Source organism: Donghicola mangrovi, assembly GCF_013377535.1.
GTDB classification, from domain to species: domain Bacteria; phylum Pseudomonadota; class Alphaproteobacteria; order Rhodobacterales; family Rhodobacteraceae; genus Donghicola; species Donghicola mangrovi.
Window position 1 is genome coordinate 1 of record NZ_JABCJE010000004.1, and the last position, 17,300, is coordinate 17,300.

19 protein-coding genes, 2 tRNA genes and 1 pseudogene are annotated in these 17,300 nt (G+C 62.6%); 13 read left to right on the forward strand and 9 right to left on the reverse strand.

The genetic code is table 11. The features are described 5' to 3' along the window. Both HJ536_RS21210 and HJ536_RS10520 read right to left on the reverse strand, forming a co-directional pair. Positions 1-105: DUF6538 domain-containing protein (locus HJ536_RS21210; protein ID WP_338082435.1), on the reverse strand; the 105-nt coding region annotated here is incomplete at its 3' end. Positions 106-248: 143 nt separating this feature from the next. After that, positions 249-338: transfer RNA gene (locus tag HJ536_RS10520), tRNA-Ser, on the reverse strand. A gap of 208 nt (positions 339-546) precedes the next feature. Between HJ536_RS10520 and HJ536_RS10525 the strand changes: the two genes are divergently transcribed. The 7 genes from HJ536_RS10525 to HJ536_RS10555 are packed head-to-tail and all read left to right on the forward strand — an operon-like array spanning position 547 to position 6,881. After that, positions 547-1,386 (forward strand): SPOR domain-containing protein, encoded by an 840-nt coding sequence (locus HJ536_RS10525; protein WP_177157677.1) that lies wholly within the window; start codon positions 547-549, stop codon positions 1,384-1,386. Positions 1,387-1,409: 23 nt separating this feature from the next. Next, entirely contained in the window at positions 1,410-2,570 is a 1,161-nt protein-coding gene (locus HJ536_RS10530) for a D-alanyl-D-alanine carboxypeptidase family protein (RefSeq protein WP_176853736.1), read from the forward strand. Beyond that, positions 2,570-3,208, forward strand: a complete 639-nt coding sequence (gene tmk, locus HJ536_RS10535) for a dTMP kinase (protein WP_177157678.1) — start codon at positions 2,570-2,572, stop codon at positions 3,206-3,208. Before HJ536_RS10530 ends, tmk begins: the two co-directional genes overlap by 1 nt. Beyond that, entirely contained in the window at positions 3,205-4,350 is a 1,146-nt protein-coding gene (locus HJ536_RS10540; protein WP_177157679.1) for a DNA polymerase III subunit delta', read from the forward strand. The genes tmk and HJ536_RS10540 overlap by 4 nt, the downstream gene beginning before the upstream one ends. After that, a complete protein-coding gene (locus HJ536_RS10545) occupies positions 4,347-5,153 on the forward strand; it encodes a TatD family hydrolase (protein ID WP_176853739.1) in 807 nt (268 codons plus the stop codon). Before HJ536_RS10540 ends, HJ536_RS10545 begins: the two co-directional genes overlap by 4 nt. Further along, the gene (locus tag HJ536_RS10550) at positions 5,154-5,951 is read left to right on the forward strand and encodes an MBL fold metallo-hydrolase (RefSeq protein ID WP_177157680.1); all 798 of its coding nucleotides are present in this window, start codon (positions 5,154-5,156) and stop codon (positions 5,949-5,951) included. Then, the gene (locus HJ536_RS10555; protein WP_177157681.1) at positions 5,952-6,881 is read left to right on the forward strand and encodes an AEC family transporter; all 930 of its coding nucleotides are present in this window, start codon (positions 5,952-5,954) and stop codon (positions 6,879-6,881) included. On the opposite strand, the gene HJ536_RS10560 is transcribed toward HJ536_RS10555, so the two are convergent. Beyond that, positions 6,878-7,261: a rhodanese-like domain-containing protein gene (locus HJ536_RS10560; protein WP_177157682.1), complete on the reverse strand. Its 384-nt coding sequence runs from the start codon at positions 7,259-7,261 to the stop codon at positions 6,878-6,880. The genes HJ536_RS10555 and HJ536_RS10560 overlap by 4 nt on opposite strands. A gap of 168 nt (positions 7,262-7,429) precedes the next feature. On the opposite strand from HJ536_RS10560, the gene HJ536_RS10565 reads away from it, so the two are divergent. Further along, entirely contained in the window at positions 7,430-8,257 is an 828-nt protein-coding gene (locus HJ536_RS10565) for a sulfite exporter TauE/SafE family protein (RefSeq protein ID WP_177157683.1), read from the forward strand. On the opposite strand, the gene HJ536_RS10570 is transcribed toward HJ536_RS10565, so the two are convergent. Together HJ536_RS10570 and HJ536_RS10575 are read right to left on the reverse strand one after the other, a co-directional pair. Next, the gene (locus HJ536_RS10570) at positions 8,258-8,911 is read right to left on the reverse strand and encodes a GntR family transcriptional regulator (RefSeq protein WP_177157684.1); all 654 of its coding nucleotides are present in this window, start codon (positions 8,909-8,911) and stop codon (positions 8,258-8,260) included. A 137-nt stretch (positions 8,912-9,048) separates the two neighbouring features. Then, positions 9,049-9,135, reverse strand: a tRNA-Leu gene (locus HJ536_RS10575). A 116-nt stretch (positions 9,136-9,251) separates the two neighbouring features. Here HJ536_RS10575 and lipB point away from each other — a divergent pair. From lipB to HJ536_RS10600, 5 genes and pseudogenes are all read left to right on the forward strand, one after another. Further along, a pseudogene (gene lipB / locus HJ536_RS10580) lies at positions 9,252-9,923 on the forward strand (lipoyl(octanoyl) transferase LipB); the annotation flags it as partial. A gap of 89 nt (positions 9,924-10,012) precedes the next feature. Continuing rightward, the gene (locus HJ536_RS10585; RefSeq protein ID WP_176853747.1) at positions 10,013-10,408 is read left to right on the forward strand and encodes a c-type cytochrome; all 396 of its coding nucleotides are present in this window, start codon (positions 10,013-10,015) and stop codon (positions 10,406-10,408) included. Between the two features lie 159 nt (positions 10,409-10,567). Further along, entirely contained in the window at positions 10,568-12,238 is a 1,671-nt protein-coding gene (gene ctaD, locus HJ536_RS10590; RefSeq protein WP_176853748.1) for a cytochrome c oxidase subunit I, read from the forward strand. Positions 12,239-12,325: 87 nt separating this feature from the next. Next, positions 12,326-12,844 carry a DUF2244 domain-containing protein gene (locus HJ536_RS10595; protein WP_177157686.1) on the forward strand — a complete coding sequence of 173 codons (519 nt, stop codon included), beginning with the start codon at positions 12,326-12,328 and terminating at the stop codon, positions 12,842-12,844. A gap of 11 nt (positions 12,845-12,855) precedes the next feature. After that, a complete protein-coding gene (locus HJ536_RS10600) occupies positions 12,856-13,770 on the forward strand; it encodes a hypothetical protein (protein ID WP_177157687.1) in 915 nt (304 codons plus the stop codon). An 87-nt stretch (positions 13,771-13,857) separates the two neighbouring features. Here the strand turns inward: HJ536_RS10600 and HJ536_RS10605 are convergent, their stop codons facing one another. The 4 genes from HJ536_RS10605 to HJ536_RS10620 form a co-directional block, all read right to left on the reverse strand. Then, positions 13,858-14,310 carry an SRPBCC family protein gene (locus HJ536_RS10605; RefSeq protein WP_177157688.1) on the reverse strand — a complete coding sequence of 151 codons (453 nt, stop codon included), beginning with the start codon at positions 14,308-14,310 and terminating at the stop codon, positions 13,858-13,860. Between the two features lie 114 nt (positions 14,311-14,424). Then, a complete protein-coding gene (locus HJ536_RS10610) occupies positions 14,425-15,237 on the reverse strand; it encodes an XdhC family protein (protein WP_177157689.1) in 813 nt (270 codons plus the stop codon). Positions 15,238-15,249: 12 nt separating this feature from the next. After that, entirely contained in the window at positions 15,250-16,431 is a 1,182-nt protein-coding gene (locus HJ536_RS10615; protein WP_177157690.1) for a vWA domain-containing protein, read from the reverse strand. Continuing rightward, entirely contained in the window at positions 16,431-17,291 is an 861-nt protein-coding gene (locus tag HJ536_RS10620; protein WP_177157691.1) for an AAA family ATPase, read from the reverse strand. Before HJ536_RS10620 ends, HJ536_RS10615 begins: the two co-directional genes overlap by 1 nt. Positions 17,292-17,300 lie beyond the last annotated feature (9 nt).

The window sequence follows — 17,300 nt, forward strand, 5'->3', positions numbered from 1 at the left end:
TGTCTTGAGGCTCACATAGACCGAGGTCCGGTCCTCGACGCTCTGGAATCTGACGGGAACACGCCGCCGCAAATGATACACACCACCGCGTTTGACGACCGACATTCCGCGCCCTCCACACCAGTTCTGTGATGCAGATTGTGTGGCAAAATGTGTGGCAAAACAAGGCTACCGGCGGACCGGATGAACGGCAGCGCAGTGTAACTTATTGATATGTATGGGTATATAAATTTTTAAGCCACGTTTAGTGGCGGAGGCTCAGGGATTCGAACCCTGGGGACGCTCTCACGCCCAACGGTTTTCAAGACCGCCGCAATCGACCACTCTGCCAAACCTCCGTGGTTCGCAGGGGTTACCCCGCCGCGTTCGATTCGGAAAGACCCGTTCCGCACCAAAAGGTTGGTGAATTTCTGCCCATCCGGCGCGGCGCACTTCCCAACAGCGGGAGCTTTCATTAAAGTTAAGCCAGCTTTGCCTTGGTCGAATGGCAGGCGCGTAACAAATAACGGCGGCGCAAAAGACGCCGCAGGCAGAGGGCAGTTCTGAATGGCTCGGATTTTGGTGAAACGCACCTTGGTGGGGATAGCCGCACTTTCGCTGGTTGCGGGATGCATGGAAGGGGTCAACCCCCTGTCCAAAAAGGGAGAGGGCGCTGCCGCCATCGCCTCGGGCCAGACGTCGCGTCGGGTAGAGCGTGATGTCGAAGCGCCCGATGTCTTTCAGGTCAGCGAAAAAGGCCTGTGGGACGGACGCCCCTCTCTCGGGGGTGTGTGGGTTGCCCATCCCGACGTCAAAGAGCCCGAGCGTGTGATCATCCGTAACGAAAGCAACGGCTCGTTCGTGATCGGCGCCCTGTTCCGCCGCGAACGCGCCAATGCCGGACCTCGCCTCGAGGTGTCGTCTGATGCGGCCGCTGCGCTGGGTCTGCTGGCCGGTGCGCCCGCGGATATCACCGTGACCGCCCTGCGCCGCGAAGAGAACGCCGAGCCCGAAGCAGAAGCCGTAATCGCCGATGCGCCCATGGCCGAAGGATCGGAAATCGCAGCCCCCGAAGCGGTGGAAACCGCAACGCTGGACCCGATTGCCGCTGCCGAAGCCGCGATCGACGCCCCTGCCCCCGTGGCCGCCGCGCCCGTTCCGGCCAAGAGCGACATCAGCAAACCCTATGTCCAGCTCGGCATCTTCAGCGTTCAGGCGAACGCTGACCGCACCGCCGACAAGATGCGCAAGATCGGCCTGACCCCCGAGGTTCACGAATCCTCGATCAAGGGGAAAACCTTCTGGCGCGTGGTTGTCGGCCCTGCCATGACCGCAGCGGAACGCGCGGACATTCTGGCCAAGGTTAAGGCCGAAGGTTTCGCCGACGCCTATTCTGTAACGGACTGACCCCAGCCCGGAGGAAATGATACATGCGTAATCTGCTAATGATCGCAGCCCTTGTGGCCTCGACCGCCCTGCCCGCGTTTGCCTTTGATACCCAGGCGCGGGCGGCCTATGTCTATGACCAGACCACGGGCACGGTGCTGCTGTCGAAAAACGCCGACCAATCCCTGCCGCCGGCGTCCATGTCCAAGCTGATGACGCTGTATATGACCTTCGAGGCGCTCGGGGATGGCCGCCTGACCCTGAACGAACGCCTGCCGGTGTCCGAACACGCCATGAGCTATGGCGGCTCGACCATGTTTCTGGACACCACCGACCGCGTCGCCGTCGAGGACCTGATCAAGGGCGTGATCGTCCTGTCGGGCAACGACGCCTGCGCCGTTCTGGCCGAGGCTCTGTCCCCCGACGGAACCGAGGCCGGGTTCGCCCGCATGATGACCGAACGCGCCAAGCAGATCGGCCTGACCCAATCGACCTTTGCGAACTCGAACGGTTGGCCCGCGCCCGGTCACCGCATGAGCATGAAGGATCTGGTCGTGCTGGCCGATCATCTGATGCAGGACTTCCCGCAGTACTATGCGCTGTTCTCGCAGCGCGAATTCGCCTTTGATGGCCGTGCGCCACAGAACACCCGCAACCGCAACCCGCTTCTGGCGCTGAACATCGGCGCGGATGGCCTGAAGACCGGCCACACCGAAGAGGCCGGTTATGGCTTGGTCGGGTCGGCCAAACAGGGTGAACGCCGTGTGATCTTTGCCATGAGCGGTCTGGCCAGCCAGCAAGCCCGCGCCGAAGAGGCCGAGCGCGTTGCCACTTGGGCCTTCCGCCAGTTTGCCGAACGTCATATCGCGGACCCCAAAAACCCTTTGGCCACAGCCAAGGTATGGATGGGCAACGAAACAACCGTTAACCTCGTACCGCGAGAGGATGTGCTTTTGCTGCTGCCGATCCTCTCGGGCAATGAAATCCCTGCAGAAGTCATCTATGACAGCCCCGTCGAGGCACCGATCACCGCTGGCCAGCAACTGGCCGAGCTGGTCCTGCACCCCGAAGGTCTGCCCGAACGCCGCCTGCCCTTGGTCGCTGACCGCAGTGTCGCCCGTGCCGGTTTCGTCGGCCGCGTGCGCACGGCCGCTCAGGTGCTGATGCGCAAGCTGAACGAACAAGCCGAGGCTGCCGCGAACTGATGGCACAGGACATCGCCCCGAAGGGGCTCTTCGTCACCTTCGAGGGCATTGACGGGTCTGGGAAATCCACTCAGGCCCGTTTGCTGGCCGAGGCCCTGCGGGCCGAGGGCTGCGATGTGGTCCTGACCCGCGAACCCGGCGGCAGCCCCGGCGCCGAGGAAATCCGCGCCCTTGTCCTGCAAGGGGACAAAGACCGCTGGAGCGCCGAGACCGAACTGCTGCTCTTTACCGCCGCCCGCCGCGATCATCTGGAGCGCGTGATCAATCCCGTGACCGAACGGGGCGCAACGGTAATCTGCGACCGCTTTGCCGACAGCACCCGCATGTATCAGGGCCTGAGCCGTGGCGACCTACGCGCCAAGGTGGACACCCTGCACGCGCTGATGATCGGCCGCGAACCGGACCTGACCATTCTCGTGGACATGCCGCCCGAAGTGGGCCTGAGCCGCGCCTTAGGCCGCCAAGGGGTCGAGGAACGCTTTGAAAGCATGGGGCTAGAACTACAGCAGAAGATGCGCGATGGGTTTCTGGCGCTGGCCGCCGAATTCCCCGCCCGCTTCCGCGTGGTGAACGGCGACCAACCGATCGAGGCGGTCAGCGCCGACATCCGCGCCCTCTATGACGAGGCCCGCGCATGAGGGCGGTCGAGGTTCCCGAGGACGACCTGATCCCCGAGGCCGACCGCGTCGAAGGGGCCCCGCACCCGCGCGAAACCCCCATTCTGATTGGCCACCCCGAGGCCGAGCAAGCCTTTCTGGATTCGTTCAACAGCGGACGTCTGCACCACGGCTGGCTGATCAGCGGCCCCCAAGGGGTCGGCAAGGCCACCTTCGCGTGGCAGATCGCCAAGTTCCTGCTGTCCCAGCCCTTGGACGATGACGGTGGGCTTTTCGGCGCGCCGCCGCCCCCCACCAGTCTGCGCAACGCGCCGGATCATCCGGTCGCGCAACAGGTCATCGCCCTGTCCGAGCCGGGCCTGTTCCTGCTGCGCCGGGGCTGGAACGACAAGACCAAGAAGCTCAAGTCCATGATCACCGTGGACGAAGTGCGCAAGCTGCACGGGTTCTTTGGCATGTCCGCCGTGGATGGCCGCCGCCGCGTGGTCATCGTGGACGCCGCCGACGAAATGAACGTGCAGGCCGCCAACGCGATCCTGAAAATGCTCGAGGAACCGCCCGCCCGCACCACGATCCTGCTGATCGCGCACCAGCCCTCTCGGCTGTTGCCTACGATCCGGTCGCGCTGCCGCGAACTGCGCCTGCGCCCGCTGGAAGCTGGCGATATGTCTGCCGCCCTGTATCAGGCTGGCGCGGAACCCGAGGATGAGGCAGCCGCTCTGGCCACCCTGTCTGGCGGGTCCGTGGGCGGGGCGATGCGTCTGATCCGGTTGGACGGGCTGAAGCTCTATGAGCAGCTGATCACCCTGATGGGCACCATGCCCCGCTTGGACCACGGCGCCGCGATCAAGCTGGCCGACCATCTGGCCGCCCGCGGCAACGAGGCAAAGCTGGAGCTGTTTGAAACCCTGCTGGATCTGGCGCTGGCCCGCATGGCCCGTCAGGGCAGCATCGGCATGGCCGCCGCCCTGCCCGCCACCGGCCACGAATCCCAAGTGTTCGACAAACTGGCGCCCGATCCTTGGGCAGCGCGCAAATGGGCTGATAACGCACAGGACCTGTTGGCACGTTTCCGACATGGACGGGCGGTGAACCTTGACCCTTCCGCGCTCATCCTAGATACGCTGTTTCGTATGAACAGTACGGCAGCGGGTGGAGCATGAGCGCTAAAGCAGAAATCACCGACAGTCACTGCCATCTGGATTTCCCCGATTTCGACGGTGAGCTGGACCAGATCGTCGAACGCGCCCTTGCGGCCGGGGTCACCCGGATGGTGTCGATTTGCACCAAACTCCATCAGGAGCCCCGCGTTCGCCAGATCGCTGAAACCTATCCGCAGGTGTTCTACACCTTTGGCGTCCACCCCATGAGCGCGGCCGAACACCCCGCCGTGACCGTGGACCAGCTGCTAGAGCTGACCAAGCACCCGAAAATGGTGGGCATCGGCGAGACCGGTCTGGACTACTACTACACCGCCGAAAGCGCGCAGGTGCAGCAGGACAGCCTGCGCATCCACATCGCCGCGGCCCGTCAGAGCGGCCTGCCCCTGATCATCCACGCCCGTTCGGCGGACGATGACATGGCCCGCATACTGACCGAGGAATACAAGAACGGCGCCTATAACTGCGTGATGCACTGCTTCTCCAGCTCTGCGGAACTGGGCCGTGCCGCGCTGGATCTGGGCTTCTATCTGTCGATGTCTGGCATCGCGGCCTTCCCCAAGAGCCAAGAGCTGCGCGATATCTTTGCCTCTGCCCCGCTGGACCGGATTTTGCTGGAAACCGACAGCCCCTATCTGGCGCCGCCGCCCTATCGCGGCAAACGCAACGAGCCGTCCTATACCGTACACACCGCCCAAAAAGGCGCCGATGTGTTCGGCCTGAGCTATGAAGAATTCGCCGCCGCGACGCAGGCCAATTTCGAGCGCCTGTTCTCCAAGGTCGTGGCCTATCAAGAGGCCGCGTAAATGGCCGAGCTGCGCTTTACCATTCTGGGCTGTGGATCATCGGGCGGCGTGCCGCGGATTGGCGGGCATTGGGGCGAATGCGACCCCAAGAACCCCAAGAACATCCGCCGCCGCTGCTCCCTCTTGGTCGAGCGCGAGACCGATTACGGCATCACCCGTGTGCTGATCGACACCACCCCCGATATGCGGGCGCAGTTGGTCAGCGCCGGTGTCGGGGAACTGGACGGCGTGGTCTATACCCACGCCCACGCGGACCACACCCACGGGATCGACGACCTGCGCCAAGTGGTCTTTAACATCGGCCGCCAACTGGATGTCTGGGCCGACGGGGACACGCAGGACAGCCTGCTGGGGCGCTTTAGCTATGCGTTTGTGCAGCCCGAAGGGTCGCCCTATCCGTCGATCCTGAACATGCACACCATTCGCGGGCCGATCACCATCACCGGCGCGGGCGGGGACATCACCTTTACCCCGTTCAAAGTCGAGCACGGCAGCATCGACGCGCTGGGCTTCCGCATCAAAGACGTCGCCTATCTACCTGATGTATCAGAGATTTATGACGATGCGTGGGCCACGCTGAAACAGCTGGACTGCTGGATCGTCGACGCCCTGCGCCGCAAGCCGCACCCGACCCATGCCCACCTTGCCAAGGCGCTGGAATGGATCGAGCGGATGCAGCCGCGCACAGCCGTTTTGACCAATATGCATATCGACCTTGATTACGAGGACGTTGCAGCCGAGACGCCAGAACATGTATCCCCTGCATATGATGGCATGGTCCTAAGGTATCCCGATTAAATGCAAATCCTTCTCGAAGTCATTGTCCCCGTTTTTATCGTCATTGGCTTCGGGTATCTGGTCACCTGGCGCAAACTGTTCTCGGACAATGCGGTCGACGGGATCATGCGCTTTGCCCAGAACTTTGCCGTGCCTTGCCTGCTGTTCCGCGGGATTTCACGGCTGGATCTGGGGGCGAACTTTGACTTCAACCTGCTCAGCAGCTTTTACGGCGGCGCGGTCAGCGGGTTTGTGATCGGCCTTCTGGCGGCGCGCTATGTGTTCAAGCGCGACTGGGAGGATGCGGTCGCCATCGGCTTTTGCTGCCTGTTTTCGAACTCGCTCCTGCTGGGGATTCCGATCACCGAGCGCGCCTATGGCCCCGAGGCCCTGACCAACAACTACGCGATCATCGCGATGCACTCGCCGTTCTGCTACGCGATCGGCATCACCGCGATGGAGATCGTGCGCGCCCAAGGGGCCAGCCCCACCACCATCGCGCCCAAGGTGCTGAAGGCGATGTTCCGCAACCCCCTGATCCTTGGCATCAGCGTGGGTCTGTTCGTGAACCTGACCGGCATCACCCTGCCCATGCCCCTGAACGACGCGATCGACATGATGATCCGCTCGGCCATTCCGGTGGCACTGTTCGGCCTTGGCGGGGTTCTGTACCGTTACCGCCCCGAGGGCGACCTCAAGACGATCTTCTTTGTCTGCTTTGTCTCGCTGGTGGTGCACCCGTCGATTTCGTGGACCCTTGGCCACCTGCAGAACCTGACCGTGGAACAAACCCGTTCGCTGATCCTGACGGCCTCTATGGCGCCGGGAGTGAACGCCTATCTGTTCGCGAACATGTATGGGCGGGCGCGGCGCGTTGCGGCCTCCAGCGTGTTGCTGGCGACCGCGGGTTCGATCATCACCGTCTGGGGTTGGCTGTCGGTCCTGCCTTAATCGCGGGTCTCAATCGGTAGCGCAGCCTCTCGCCACGCGGTGAAACCGCCGCGAAGGGACGCGCATTTCAGCCCCATCCGCTGCGCCACCTGCGTCGCCAGCAGCGACCGCCAGCCAGAGGCGCAGTAGAACACAAACGTCTTGTCCTCAGCAAAATAGGGTTTGTGATAGGGGCTTTCCGGGTCGATCCAGAATTCCAGCATCCCGCGCGGGGCGTGCCGCGCCCCTTGCACCAGACCGTCCCGCTGTAATTCACGCACATCGCGGATATCGACGAAAACGGTCCCCTCGTCCGCCAGCAAATCCGCTGCCTCGGCCGGTGTCACCGACCGCACCTGCGCCTCGGCCTCGGCCATAAGTTCTTTGATCCCGACGGGCATGAGTGCCTCCCTTTTTCCTGCCTCTGGGGTCAGCCTAGCCGCCGTTCCGATGTGACGCGACGGAAAATGCGGAGGCGCGCACAGGTTCTGCGCAAAATCTTTGTATACAATCTTGCAGGATTTCTGTCTTTTTGTATTCACCACCTTTGCACCATCATAGGAGCCCCCATGGAACACTTGTCCACCCCCGAACTAGCCATGATTCTGGTTGGCGTGATCGGCACCGCGATCATTGCCGGTATTCTTGCGGGTCTGTTGGGGGTTGGAGGCGGCATCGTACTGGTGCCGGTGCTGTTCTGGATCCTGTCCCTGACGGACTTTCCGCCGGATCTGTCGATGCACATGGCGGTGGCGACCTCCTTGGCGACGATCATCTTTACCTCGGTGTCCTCGGCACGCGCGCACCACAAGCGTGGCGGCGTTGACAAATCCCTACTCAAGCTTTGGGCGCCTGGGATCATTCTGGGGGCCCTGTCTGGCGGTCTGGCGGCGAAATACATCAACGGTGACGGGCTGCGCGGGATTTTCGGGGCCATCGCCCTGTTGGTCGCGATCAACATGGCGACACCGAAAACGCTGGTTATCTCGGACAAGCTGCCGGGCTCCAAGCTGGTGAACGGCCTGATCTCCTATGTCACGGGCTTCTTCTCGGCGCTTATGGGGATTGGCGGCGGCACGCTGTCGGTGCCCCTGCTGGTGGCCTTCTCGGTCGAGGTGCGGCGGGCGGTCGGCACGGCCTCGGCCTTTGGCATTCTGATCGCGGTGCCTGCGGTGATCGGGTTCATCAGCGCCGGTTGGGGGATCGAAGGACGCCCGCCCCTGTCGCTGGGCTATGTGAACCTGCTGGCGGCGGGCCTGATCCTGCCATTTACGGTCAGCTTTGCTCCTGTGGGTGCGAAAATCGCCCACAGTGTCGATCCCAAATGGATCAAGCGCGCCTTCGCCCTGTTTCTGGCGATCACCGCGATCCGGATGCTGATGTCAGTGTTCGGGTAATCACCCGATCCGGGACAGAACCTCTTGCGCCGCGCTCAGTAGGTGGCGGCGCAGGGCGGTCTCGGCCTCGGCGGATTTGCGATCGACGATGGCGGTGACGATGCCGTCGTGTTCGCCGTTCGACTGCTCCATCCGCGAGACGGACTTGAGCTGATTGCGCCGGAACGCGGACAGCTTGATGCGCATCCCCTCGGCCAGTTCGAACATGTCGGTGTTGTGGGTGCCGCGATAGATCATCTGGTGAAATTCGGTATTCGCGGTCTCATAGGCCCCCGTGTCGCCGGAAACAGCCAGCGCCTGCATGGTCCGATGCATGGATTGCAGCGCGGCCCGTTCGCCCAAGGTCATCCGCTCGGCGGCAAAACGGGCACAGAGGGCTTCGACCTCGGCCATGGTTTCGAACATCTGTTCGATCCGCTCGCGGGTGATCTCCAGCACCACCACCCCGCGATAGGGCACCCGCTCTACCAAGGACCGCGCCGCCAGCAAATGCAGCGCCTCGCGGACAGGGGTGCGGGACACGTCGAACCGCTGGGAAAGGCTCTGCTCGTCCAGTTTTGTTCCGCCCGGAATTGTGCCCGTAATGATTTCCGCCTCGAGCGTGGCCGCAATAGATACAGCGCGCAACGGAGGCTGGCCTTGGCTGTGCAGCATAGACACCTGCTATTGTTTAGTTTTTTGTAAAATAGCGCCAACCAGCCAAAAGGCAAAACAGCAAAAGCGTGGAGTCCCAAAGAAGAGACACAACGTAACTATTTTTTTGGGAGTTTGCTTCACCCTCTTCGGTGAAATGGTGCGGTCGAGAAGACTCGAACTTCCACGGGAGTTACCCCACAGCGACCTCAACGCTGCGCGTCTACCAATTCCGCCACGACCGCACTGTCAATGACTTGGTGAGGGGCGATATAGCGGGGCCGCGCGGGGAAGCCAAGAGCCAAAATGCGCCTTTTGACAATTCCTTGGCAAAGGGGCACACCCTACTGCGGAACAAGGGGATACCGGCATGGTGGAATGGATCATCAGCGAAGGTCTGACCGACTATCGCGAGGCAGAAACCTTTATGGAGGAGCGCGCCGCACGAATCGCGGCCGGCCAAGCTGACGAGGCCATCTGGCTGGTCGAGCACCCTCCTCTGTACACGGCCGGGACCTCGGCCAAGATCGAGGATCTGACCGATCCCGACCGCTTTCCGGTCTATCCGACCAAACGCGGGGGCCAGTATACCTATCACGGGCCGGGGCAGCGCGTGGCCTATGTGATGCTGGATGTGGGCAAGCGCGGCCACGATGTGCGTGCTTTTGTCCAGAGCCTTGAGGAGTGGGTCATCGCCACGCTGGCCGAGTTCAACGTCCGAGGCGAGATTCGCGAGGGCCGCGTAGGCGTCTGGGTTGTGCGAAATGACAAAGGGCAGACCGCCCTTGGCACCCCGCCCGAGGACAAGATCGCCGCGATCGGCATCCGTCTGCGTAAATGGGTGAGCTTCCACGGGATTTCCATCAACGTCGAACCCGATCTGAGCCATTTCGGCGGCATCGTCCCCTGCGGAATTACCGAGCATGGGGTGACCAGTCTGGTTGATCTGGGCTTACCTGTCACGATGGATGATCTGGACGTCGCTCTGAAACGTACCTTCGAGGACCATTTCCCTCCGGTGGTAAGCAATTAAGCGAAAGGTCGCATTTGCTTTCCACTATATAATTGGCACATCTGGGGGGATTTGTGCTTTAGTCGCGCAAGCAACGAAAGGGAAGAGACATGAAGACCATCCTTACCGCAGCCGCAACCCTTCTGGCGCTGGCCGCCCCTGTTCTGGCCGAGGGCGATGCCGCCAAGGGCGAAAAAGAATTCAAGAAGTGCAAAGCCTGCCACAAGCTGGAAGAAGGCGCCAAAAGCACCGTTGGCCCGAACCTCTATGGCGTGATCGGCCGCGTGATCGGCACCTACGACGGTTACACCTACAGCTCTGACATGGCTGCTGCCGCTGCCACCGGCACCGTCTGGGACGCCGAGCACCTGGAACAGTACCTGCCCGATCCGTCCAAGTATCTGGCTGGCCTGACCGGCAATGATGCCGCCAAGTCGAAAATGGCCGCTCAGCGCGTCAAAAGCGCCGAAGATATCGCTGCTTATCTCGCTTCGGTTGTGAAGTAAGCCACGGGTGCGACATTTCACCATACCTCTGGGCACATTTTTTTGATCTGCGTCAAAGTCGTGCATTGCTCAAGGTAAAGGTGCAATCTAAAACCCGAAAATGAATCCGGGCGCGGAGTCTCCTCTGCGCCCTAAATCTAACCAGCAGGAGGCAAGAGTATGGCGGACGCAGCCATTCACGGCCACGGGCACGAAGACAACCGGAGTTTCTTTACCCGGTGGTTCATGTCCACTAACCACAAGGACATCGGGATCCTCTACGTCATCACCGCGGCGTTTGTAGGTCTGATCTCGGTCGCCTTCACCGTTTATATGCGCCTGGAGCTCATGCATCCCGGCGTTCAGTACATGTGCCTTGAAGGGGCTCGTTTCATCGCATCCGATGAAACCTGTACCCCCAACGGTCACCTGTGGAACGTGATGATCACCTACCACGGCATCCTGATGATGTTCTTCGTGGTGATCCCCGCACTGTTCGGCGGCTTCGGCAACTACTTCATGCCGCTGCAGATCGGTGCTCCGGACATGGCGTTCCCCCGTCTGAACAACCTCAGCTACTGGCTCTATGTTGCCGGTACCGCGCTGGGTGTTGCTTCGCTGCTGTCCCCCGGTGGTAACGACCAGCTGGGCTCGGGTGTTGGCTGGGTTCTTTATGCGCCTCTGTCGACCAACGAAGCAGGCTACTCGATGGACCTCGCGATCTTTGCGGTTCACGTTTCGGGTGCTTCGTCGATCCTGGGTGCGATCAACATCATCACCACTTTCCTGAACATGCGTACCCCCGGCATGACCCTGCACAAGGTTCCGCTGTTCGCATGGTCGGTGTTCGTCACCGCGTGGCTGATCCTTCTGTCGCTGCCCGTACTGGCCGGCGCGATCACCATGCTGCTGACCGACCGTAACTTCGGCACCGCCTTCTTCCAGCCTGCTGGTGGCGGCGACCCGATCCTGTACCAGCACATCCTGTGGTTCTTCGGTCACCCCGAAGTGTACATCATCATTCTGCCCGGCTTCGGTCTGGTCAGCCACGTGATCGCCACCTTCTCGCGCAAGCCCGTCTTCGGCTACCTGCCGATGGTCTACGCGATGGTTGCGATCGGTGTTCTGGGCTTCGTCGTGTGGGCACACCACATGTACACCGTCGGCATGAGCCTGCGTCAGCAGTCGTACTTCATGATGGCCACCATGGTTATCGCGGTTCCCACCGGCGTGAAGGTCTTCAGCTGGCTGGCAACCATGTGGGGCGGCTCGATCGAGTTCAAAACCCCCATGCTGTGGGCTCTGGGCTTCCTGTTCCTGTTCACCGTTGGCGGCGTGACCGGCGTTGTCCTGTCGCAAGCAGGTCTGGACCGCGCATACCATGACACCTACTACGTGGTTGCTCACTTCCACTACGTGATGTCGCTGGGTGCGATCTTCTGTATCTTCTCGGGCATCTACTACTACTTCGGCAAAGTCACTGGCCGTCAGTACCCCGAGTGGGCCGGCAAGCTGCACTTCTGGGCGATGTTCGTCGGCGCAAACCTGACCTTCTTCCCCCAGCACTTCCTGGGCCGTCAGGGCATGCCCCGTCGTTACATCGACTACCCCGAAGCATTTGCCTTCTGGAACACCATCTCGTCGATCGGCGCATTCATCGCCTTCGCATCGTTCCTGTTCTTCTTTGGCGTCATGATCTACTCGCTGCTCTACGGCAAGAAAGAGACCCGCGCCAACTACTGGAACGAGTACGCAGATACTCTGGAATGGACCCTGCCCTCGCCGCCGCCCGAGCACACCTTCGAGCAGCTGCCGAAGCAGGAAGACTGGGACAAGGGCCACGCGCACTAATCCCGGGCTCCAATCCCGAATAATCCAAAGGCCCGGGGGAAACCTCGGGCCTTTTTCTTCCGCCCCCTTTTTCAGGTAGTCCCCCCTATGCCTTATGAATGGGTCAAAAACCTGCCCGACGTCCCCGAGGACGGATCGGACCCCGTGGCCGAACTGCACCTCTGGCCCTATCGCTCTTTGCCGCGCAAGGGGTTCGTGGCGTTCTTTGCCATCACCTCTCTCTTCATCGCGCTGCCCTTGGTCGCCGTCATCGGGTCCAAAGTCCTCTGGGGCCTCCTGCCGTTTATCGTGCTTGTCATGGGCCTGATGTGGTACATGCTGGAACGCAGCTACCGCGACGGCGATGTCATCGAAACGTTGACCCTCTGGCCCGACCGCATCCACCTGCTGCGCCGCGACCAGAAGGGCAAAACCCACACATGGGAATGCAACATCTACTGGGCCAAGGTCAGCCTTTATCCGACCGGCGGACCCGTTCCGAACTACGTCACCCTCAAAGGCAACAGCAGAGAGGTTGAGATCGGCGCATTTCTGAGCGAAGACGAGCGCAAGGAACTGCATAGCGAGCTGGTGCTCGCCCTGCCCCGCGCTGCCCGCAAACAATAGAAAGCCCGTTCATGGCCCAGGTCCCCGCCACCCCGAAAATGCGCCGCTTCAGCCTGCTGACGGCCGCACGCCTGTTCGGCCCCGAATTGCTGCTCAAGAATTCGGACCTGCAAGCATCGGAGCGGGCGGCCTTGGCCCTTCGCGCGGCCAAACCGGCCAAAGCCCCTGAAAACCCCGTTTCGGTTTTTCTGATCCCGCTGGTCGGCCCGCACCACGTGGGCGACTGGGCTGCGGTCTGCGCACGCCTTGATGCCACGCTCCGCAGCTTCGTCGCGCAAACGAACCCGAACTGGCGCGTCCTGATCTGCGGCCAGGCCAGCCCCGATCTGCCCGACGATCCGCGCATCACCTTTGTCCCCTTTACCACGCCGGTCGAAGGCAACGACAAATGGCTCAAACTGCGCCAACTGGCGGACACCATCCCGACCCTCGGCATCCCCCAAGGCTACGCCATGAGCTTTGATGCCGACGATCTGGCGCATCCCTCTTTGGTTCAGGAAATGCACGACCGCCGCAGCGCGGGCGGTTACCTGATGACCCAAGGCTACGTCTATGATGTCGGCAACAACCGCATCGCGCTGGCGCAGCCCGCCAGCCCTGCGCAGCCCCTGTGTAAACCGTTCTGGAAGCTCTGCGGCAGCTGCGCCGCGCTGGCCTTTGACCTGACCCACAATCCAGAGGCCGAGATCGCCCGCATCGCGGAATCCACCCAGCACGAACACCGGATGTTCCCCTATCTGGCGCAGCTCGCTGGTCGCCCCCTGATGCCGCTCTCGGGCCCAAAGGCGCTCTATCTCCTCAATCACGGGGAAAACTTCGGCGCCCGCCGTGGCCGCGTCAGCTTCAAACAGCGCTTTGCCGAACGGTTCCAGATCACCGATGCCGCAACCCTGACCCAAATCCGTCAGGACTTCGCGCTCGATTGATCTTCATCTTGGGAAAAATACCCACGGCGGTCCAACCGCCAATCGCGCGGCGCAGCCCATAGGCCCCACCGCGCCACAAGCACGGGGTCACTCGACCCGAGCGCCTTCCATCTCGGCCGCGAACTTCTCAAAGAACGCCGCCGACAGCTTTCGCGCCGTGCCCATGATCAGGCGGCTGCCCAACTGGGCAATCTTGCCGCCCACTTCGGCCTTGGCGTCATAGGCCAGAAGGGTGCCGCCCTCGACCTCGGTCAGGGTCACTTCGGCACCGCCCTTGGCAAAGCCCGCCGCGCCGCCTTTGCCCTCGCCCATCAGGGAAAACGCATCGGGCGCGACTGCAGTGTCCAGCGTGACAACGCCGCCAAAGCTTGCCTTCACCGGCCCGATCCGCAGCACCACCTTGGCCTCCAGATCGGTGGGGGAATGCTGGATCAGTTCCTCGCATCCGGGGATACAGCGGCGCAAAATCTCGGGGTCGTTCAGTGCCCGATAGACTGCGTCCTTGGGGGCGTTAATGATAATCTCGTCACTCAGTTCCATTCACTCGGTGCCTTTCCTCAACAGCATCTGGGGTGGGAATTCAGCAGGATCGCCGCCTTTTGTTCAGGCGTCAGAGGCGGAGGCTTGGGGGCCGCACGGCGGCGGGCCAGCCAGTTACGCAGTCGCTTCATGGGCGCCTCCTGATGTTTTGCGGTCGGTGTTCCGCCATTGGATGATCTCTGCCATGACCGAGATCGCGATCTCTTGCGGGTCGATGGCGTGGATATGAAGGCCCGCGGGGGATTTCAGCCGCCCCACCTGCGCCGCGTCCATGCCAGCGGTGACCAGCTTGGCGCTCAGGGTGTCGGCCTTGCGGCGCGAGGCCACCATGGACACCCGATGCGCAGGGCTTTCCAAAGCCGCCCGCAAACACACGCCGTCCTGATTGCCTTGGGTCGCAACGACCACAAAATCACGGGGCCCAAGGGGCAGGTCCGCAATCGCGTTGTCGCTGAACCGCGCAGCCTCCAGATGGCTTGAAACACCCTCGGGCAAAGCCAGCCGGTATCCCGCCAGCGCCCCATGGGCCGCAATCGCGCGGCTGATCGGCGTGTCCCCGAACACCACCAGCATCGGCGGCAGCTCGAATGGTTCGATCAGAATGTCCACCGTCCCGCCCGAGGGGCAGCCGCTCTTGTAGAGCTGCGCGCCATCCGTATCGGTCAGCGACACCACCTTGTCCGAGGGTTTGACGCGGATCAGGCGCGTCTCGCCGCTGGCAATCGCCTCGGACACGGCGCTGGTCACGGCGCGCTTTACACAGGCCCCGCCAAGATGGCCGATGATCTCGCCGGTTTCGGTGATGACCGCCTTGGCCCCTGCCTTGGCCGAGGTCACATCCGCCGTCCGCACCACCGTCGCCACACAGAACGGACGCCCCGTGCGCCGCTGCTGGTCGATCACATCAAAGATATCGAGTTGTCCCATAAAGCTCTCCTTTCAGAGCCGAGCGAATTCGGGTTCGAGGGCGGCCAGCGCCTCGATGGTGTTGGCGGGCAGATGCGCGTCCAGATAGGGCAGCGCAGCGGTGATCGAGGCCGACACAGGCGCATAGTCCCGCCAGCCTTTCAGGGGGTTCAGCCACACGATCCGCCCCGATTTGCGGCGCATCCGGCCAAGGGCAGCGGCCAATTCCGCAGGCGCCCCGGTGCAATAGCCATCGGACAGGATGATCACGATGGTGCGTCCCGACAGGGCCTTGGCGGCATAGGTTTCGGCAAAGGCGGTCAGGGATGCGCCGATGTCGGTGCCCCCGCCGAACCCCTCGGCCATCAGGCTCAGGCGGCCGGCGGCGCGCAGGGTGTCGTGGTCGCGCATTGCCGCCGTGACCCGCATCAGGCGGGTGTGAAACAAGTAGGCGTCAGCGGTGGTGTCCGCATCGATCAGCCCTTTGACAAAGGCCAGAAAGACGCGGGCATAGTGCTGCATCGATCCCGACACATCGCACAGGGCCACAATCCGCATCGGGCGTTCAGGGCGCGTGCGGCGGAACAAGTCCAGCGGCTCGCCCCCACGGGGCAGGCTGGCGCGCAAGGTCCGGCGCAGGTCCAGCATCGCCCCGCGCCGTGCCTGAATGCGGCGGCGGGAACGGCGGTCGCGGATGGCGCGGGCCAGTTGCTGCGCGGCCCGTTCGGCGGCGCGCAGGGTGTCCTCGTCCAGCAACTCGCGCAGGTCGCGTTTACGCAAGTTGTCCGTGCGGGTGGCGATCAGGCGACCGTCGATCCCCTCGGCTTCGCCCTGCCCGTCGCCGGGGGTGGTCTGACCGTCCGCATCCGCGCCGCCGCCGTCCTGATCCAGATGGGATTGCCACAGCGTGGGACGAGCGGACTGGACCCGCACATGGGCAGAGGCCGCGCCGGTACGGGTCTTGCCCGCGTTGAACCAGTAGGCATCGAACAGTTCGTCGAATTTGCGCCAACCGTCCGCGTCAGGGGCGATCAAGGCCTTTAGCGCCAGCCGCGCTTGGCCTGTATCGGTGGCATCCACCGCCCCCAGAACCGCCATCGCGTCCGAGGTCTCCGCAGGGCCCAGCTTCAGGCCGTTCATGCGCAGATGGGCCATGAAACCGGTAATCCGGTCGGCGATACCTTCGGCGCGGGCGGGAAAGCGGGTGACAGCCATCACGCCACCTTGCCGATAATGCGGTCCAGCACTTCGGGCGGGGCGGCATCGCGGTCGGCGGCGGTTTTCAGCAGGCAGACCAGCGTGGCCTGGAGCGCCACACGATCCTCGGTCAGGTCATTGATCCCAAGGCCCGCCAGCGCCGCCGCCCAGTCCAGCATCTCGGCGATACCGGGTTTCTTCTCCAGCTCTTCGCGGCGCAGCGCCTGCACGGTGCCGATGATCTGACGGGCCAAGCGCGGCTCGATCTGCGGACCGCGGGCGCGCAGGATCGCCAGTTCGGTGTCTCGGTCGGGATAATCCACATAGGAATAAAGGCACCGGCGCCGCAGCGCATCGGACAGGTCCCGCGTGCCGTTCGCAGTCAGGATGACCACCGGGCGGGAGTGCGCGGTGATGGTGCCGATCTCGGGGATTGTGATCTGGAAATCGGACAGGATTTCCAGAAGATAAGCCTCGAATTCCTCATCGGCACGGTCAATTTCGTCGATCAACAAGACGGGCGGCGTGTCCTGCGAGATCGCCTCGAGCAAGGGGCGCTTCAGCAGATATTTGTCGGAAAACAGCGCCTCTTCACCCGTGCCTTCGCTGCGGATCGCCAGAAGCTGGCGCTGGTAGTTCCACTCGTAAATCGCGTGGCTGGCATCCAGCCCTTCGTAACATTGCAGGCGGATCAGACGGGTTTGCAGATGGGCGGCCATGGCTTTGGCGACCTCGGTCTTGCCCACACCGGCGGGTCCCTCCAGCAGCAGGGGGCGGCCCAAAGCCAGCGCAAGATGCAGCGCCATCGCCAGACTGTCATCGGCCACATAGCCGACCTGCCCCAGCGCCATTTTCATGTCGGTATAGGTTCTGCTCATCGCAACTCT

Excerpts from the sequence above, each read along its gene's own strand:
- HJ536_RS10595 (WP_177157686.1), top strand. The coding sequence starts at position 12,326 with ATGCCTTATGAATGGGTCAAAAACCTGCCCGACGTCCCCGAGGACGGA.
- HJ536_RS10600 (WP_177157687.1), top strand. The coding sequence starts at position 12,856 with ATGGCCCAGGTCCCCGCCACCCCGAAAATGCGCCGCTTCAGCCTGCTG.
- HJ536_RS10530 (WP_176853736.1), top strand. The coding sequence starts at position 1,410 with ATGCGTAATCTGCTAATGATCGCAGCCCTTGTGGCCTCGACCGCCCTG.
- HJ536_RS10550 (WP_177157680.1), top strand. The coding sequence starts at position 5,154 with ATGGCCGAGCTGCGCTTTACCATTCTGGGCTGTGGATCATCGGGCGGC.
- HJ536_RS10585 (WP_176853747.1), top strand. The coding sequence starts at position 10,013 with ATGAAGACCATCCTTACCGCAGCCGCAACCCTTCTGGCGCTGGCCGCC.
- HJ536_RS10610 (WP_177157689.1), bottom strand. The coding sequence starts at position 15,237 with ATGGGACAACTCGATATCTTTGATGTGATCGACCAGCAGCGGCGCACG.
- tmk (WP_177157678.1), top strand. The coding sequence starts at position 2,570 with ATGGCACAGGACATCGCCCCGAAGGGGCTCTTCGTCACCTTCGAGGGC.
- HJ536_RS10620 (WP_177157691.1), bottom strand. The coding sequence starts at position 17,291 with ATGAGCAGAACCTATACCGACATGAAAATGGCGCTGGGGCAGGTCGGC.
- HJ536_RS10605 (WP_177157688.1), bottom strand. The coding sequence starts at position 14,310 with ATGGAACTGAGTGACGAGATTATCATTAACGCCCCCAAGGACGCAGTC.
- HJ536_RS10545 (WP_176853739.1), top strand. The coding sequence starts at position 4,347 with ATGAGCGCTAAAGCAGAAATCACCGACAGTCACTGCCATCTGGATTTC.
- HJ536_RS10555 (WP_177157681.1), top strand. The coding sequence starts at position 5,952 with ATGCAAATCCTTCTCGAAGTCATTGTCCCCGTTTTTATCGTCATTGGC.
- ctaD (WP_176853748.1), top strand. The coding sequence starts at position 10,568 with ATGGCGGACGCAGCCATTCACGGCCACGGGCACGAAGACAACCGGAGT.
- HJ536_RS10540 (WP_177157679.1), top strand. The coding sequence starts at position 3,205 with ATGAGGGCGGTCGAGGTTCCCGAGGACGACCTGATCCCCGAGGCCGAC.
- HJ536_RS10525 (WP_177157677.1), top strand. The coding sequence starts at position 547 with ATGGCTCGGATTTTGGTGAAACGCACCTTGGTGGGGATAGCCGCACTT.
- HJ536_RS10615 (WP_177157690.1), bottom strand. The coding sequence starts at position 16,431 with ATGGCTGTCACCCGCTTTCCCGCCCGCGCCGAAGGTATCGCCGACCGG.
- HJ536_RS10570 (WP_177157684.1), bottom strand. The coding sequence starts at position 8,911 with ATGCTGCACAGCCAAGGCCAGCCTCCGTTGCGCGCTGTATCTATTGCG.
- HJ536_RS10565 (WP_177157683.1), top strand. The coding sequence starts at position 7,430 with ATGGAACACTTGTCCACCCCCGAACTAGCCATGATTCTGGTTGGCGTG.
- HJ536_RS10560 (WP_177157682.1), bottom strand. The coding sequence starts at position 7,261 with ATGCCCGTCGGGATCAAAGAACTTATGGCCGAGGCCGAGGCGCAGGTG.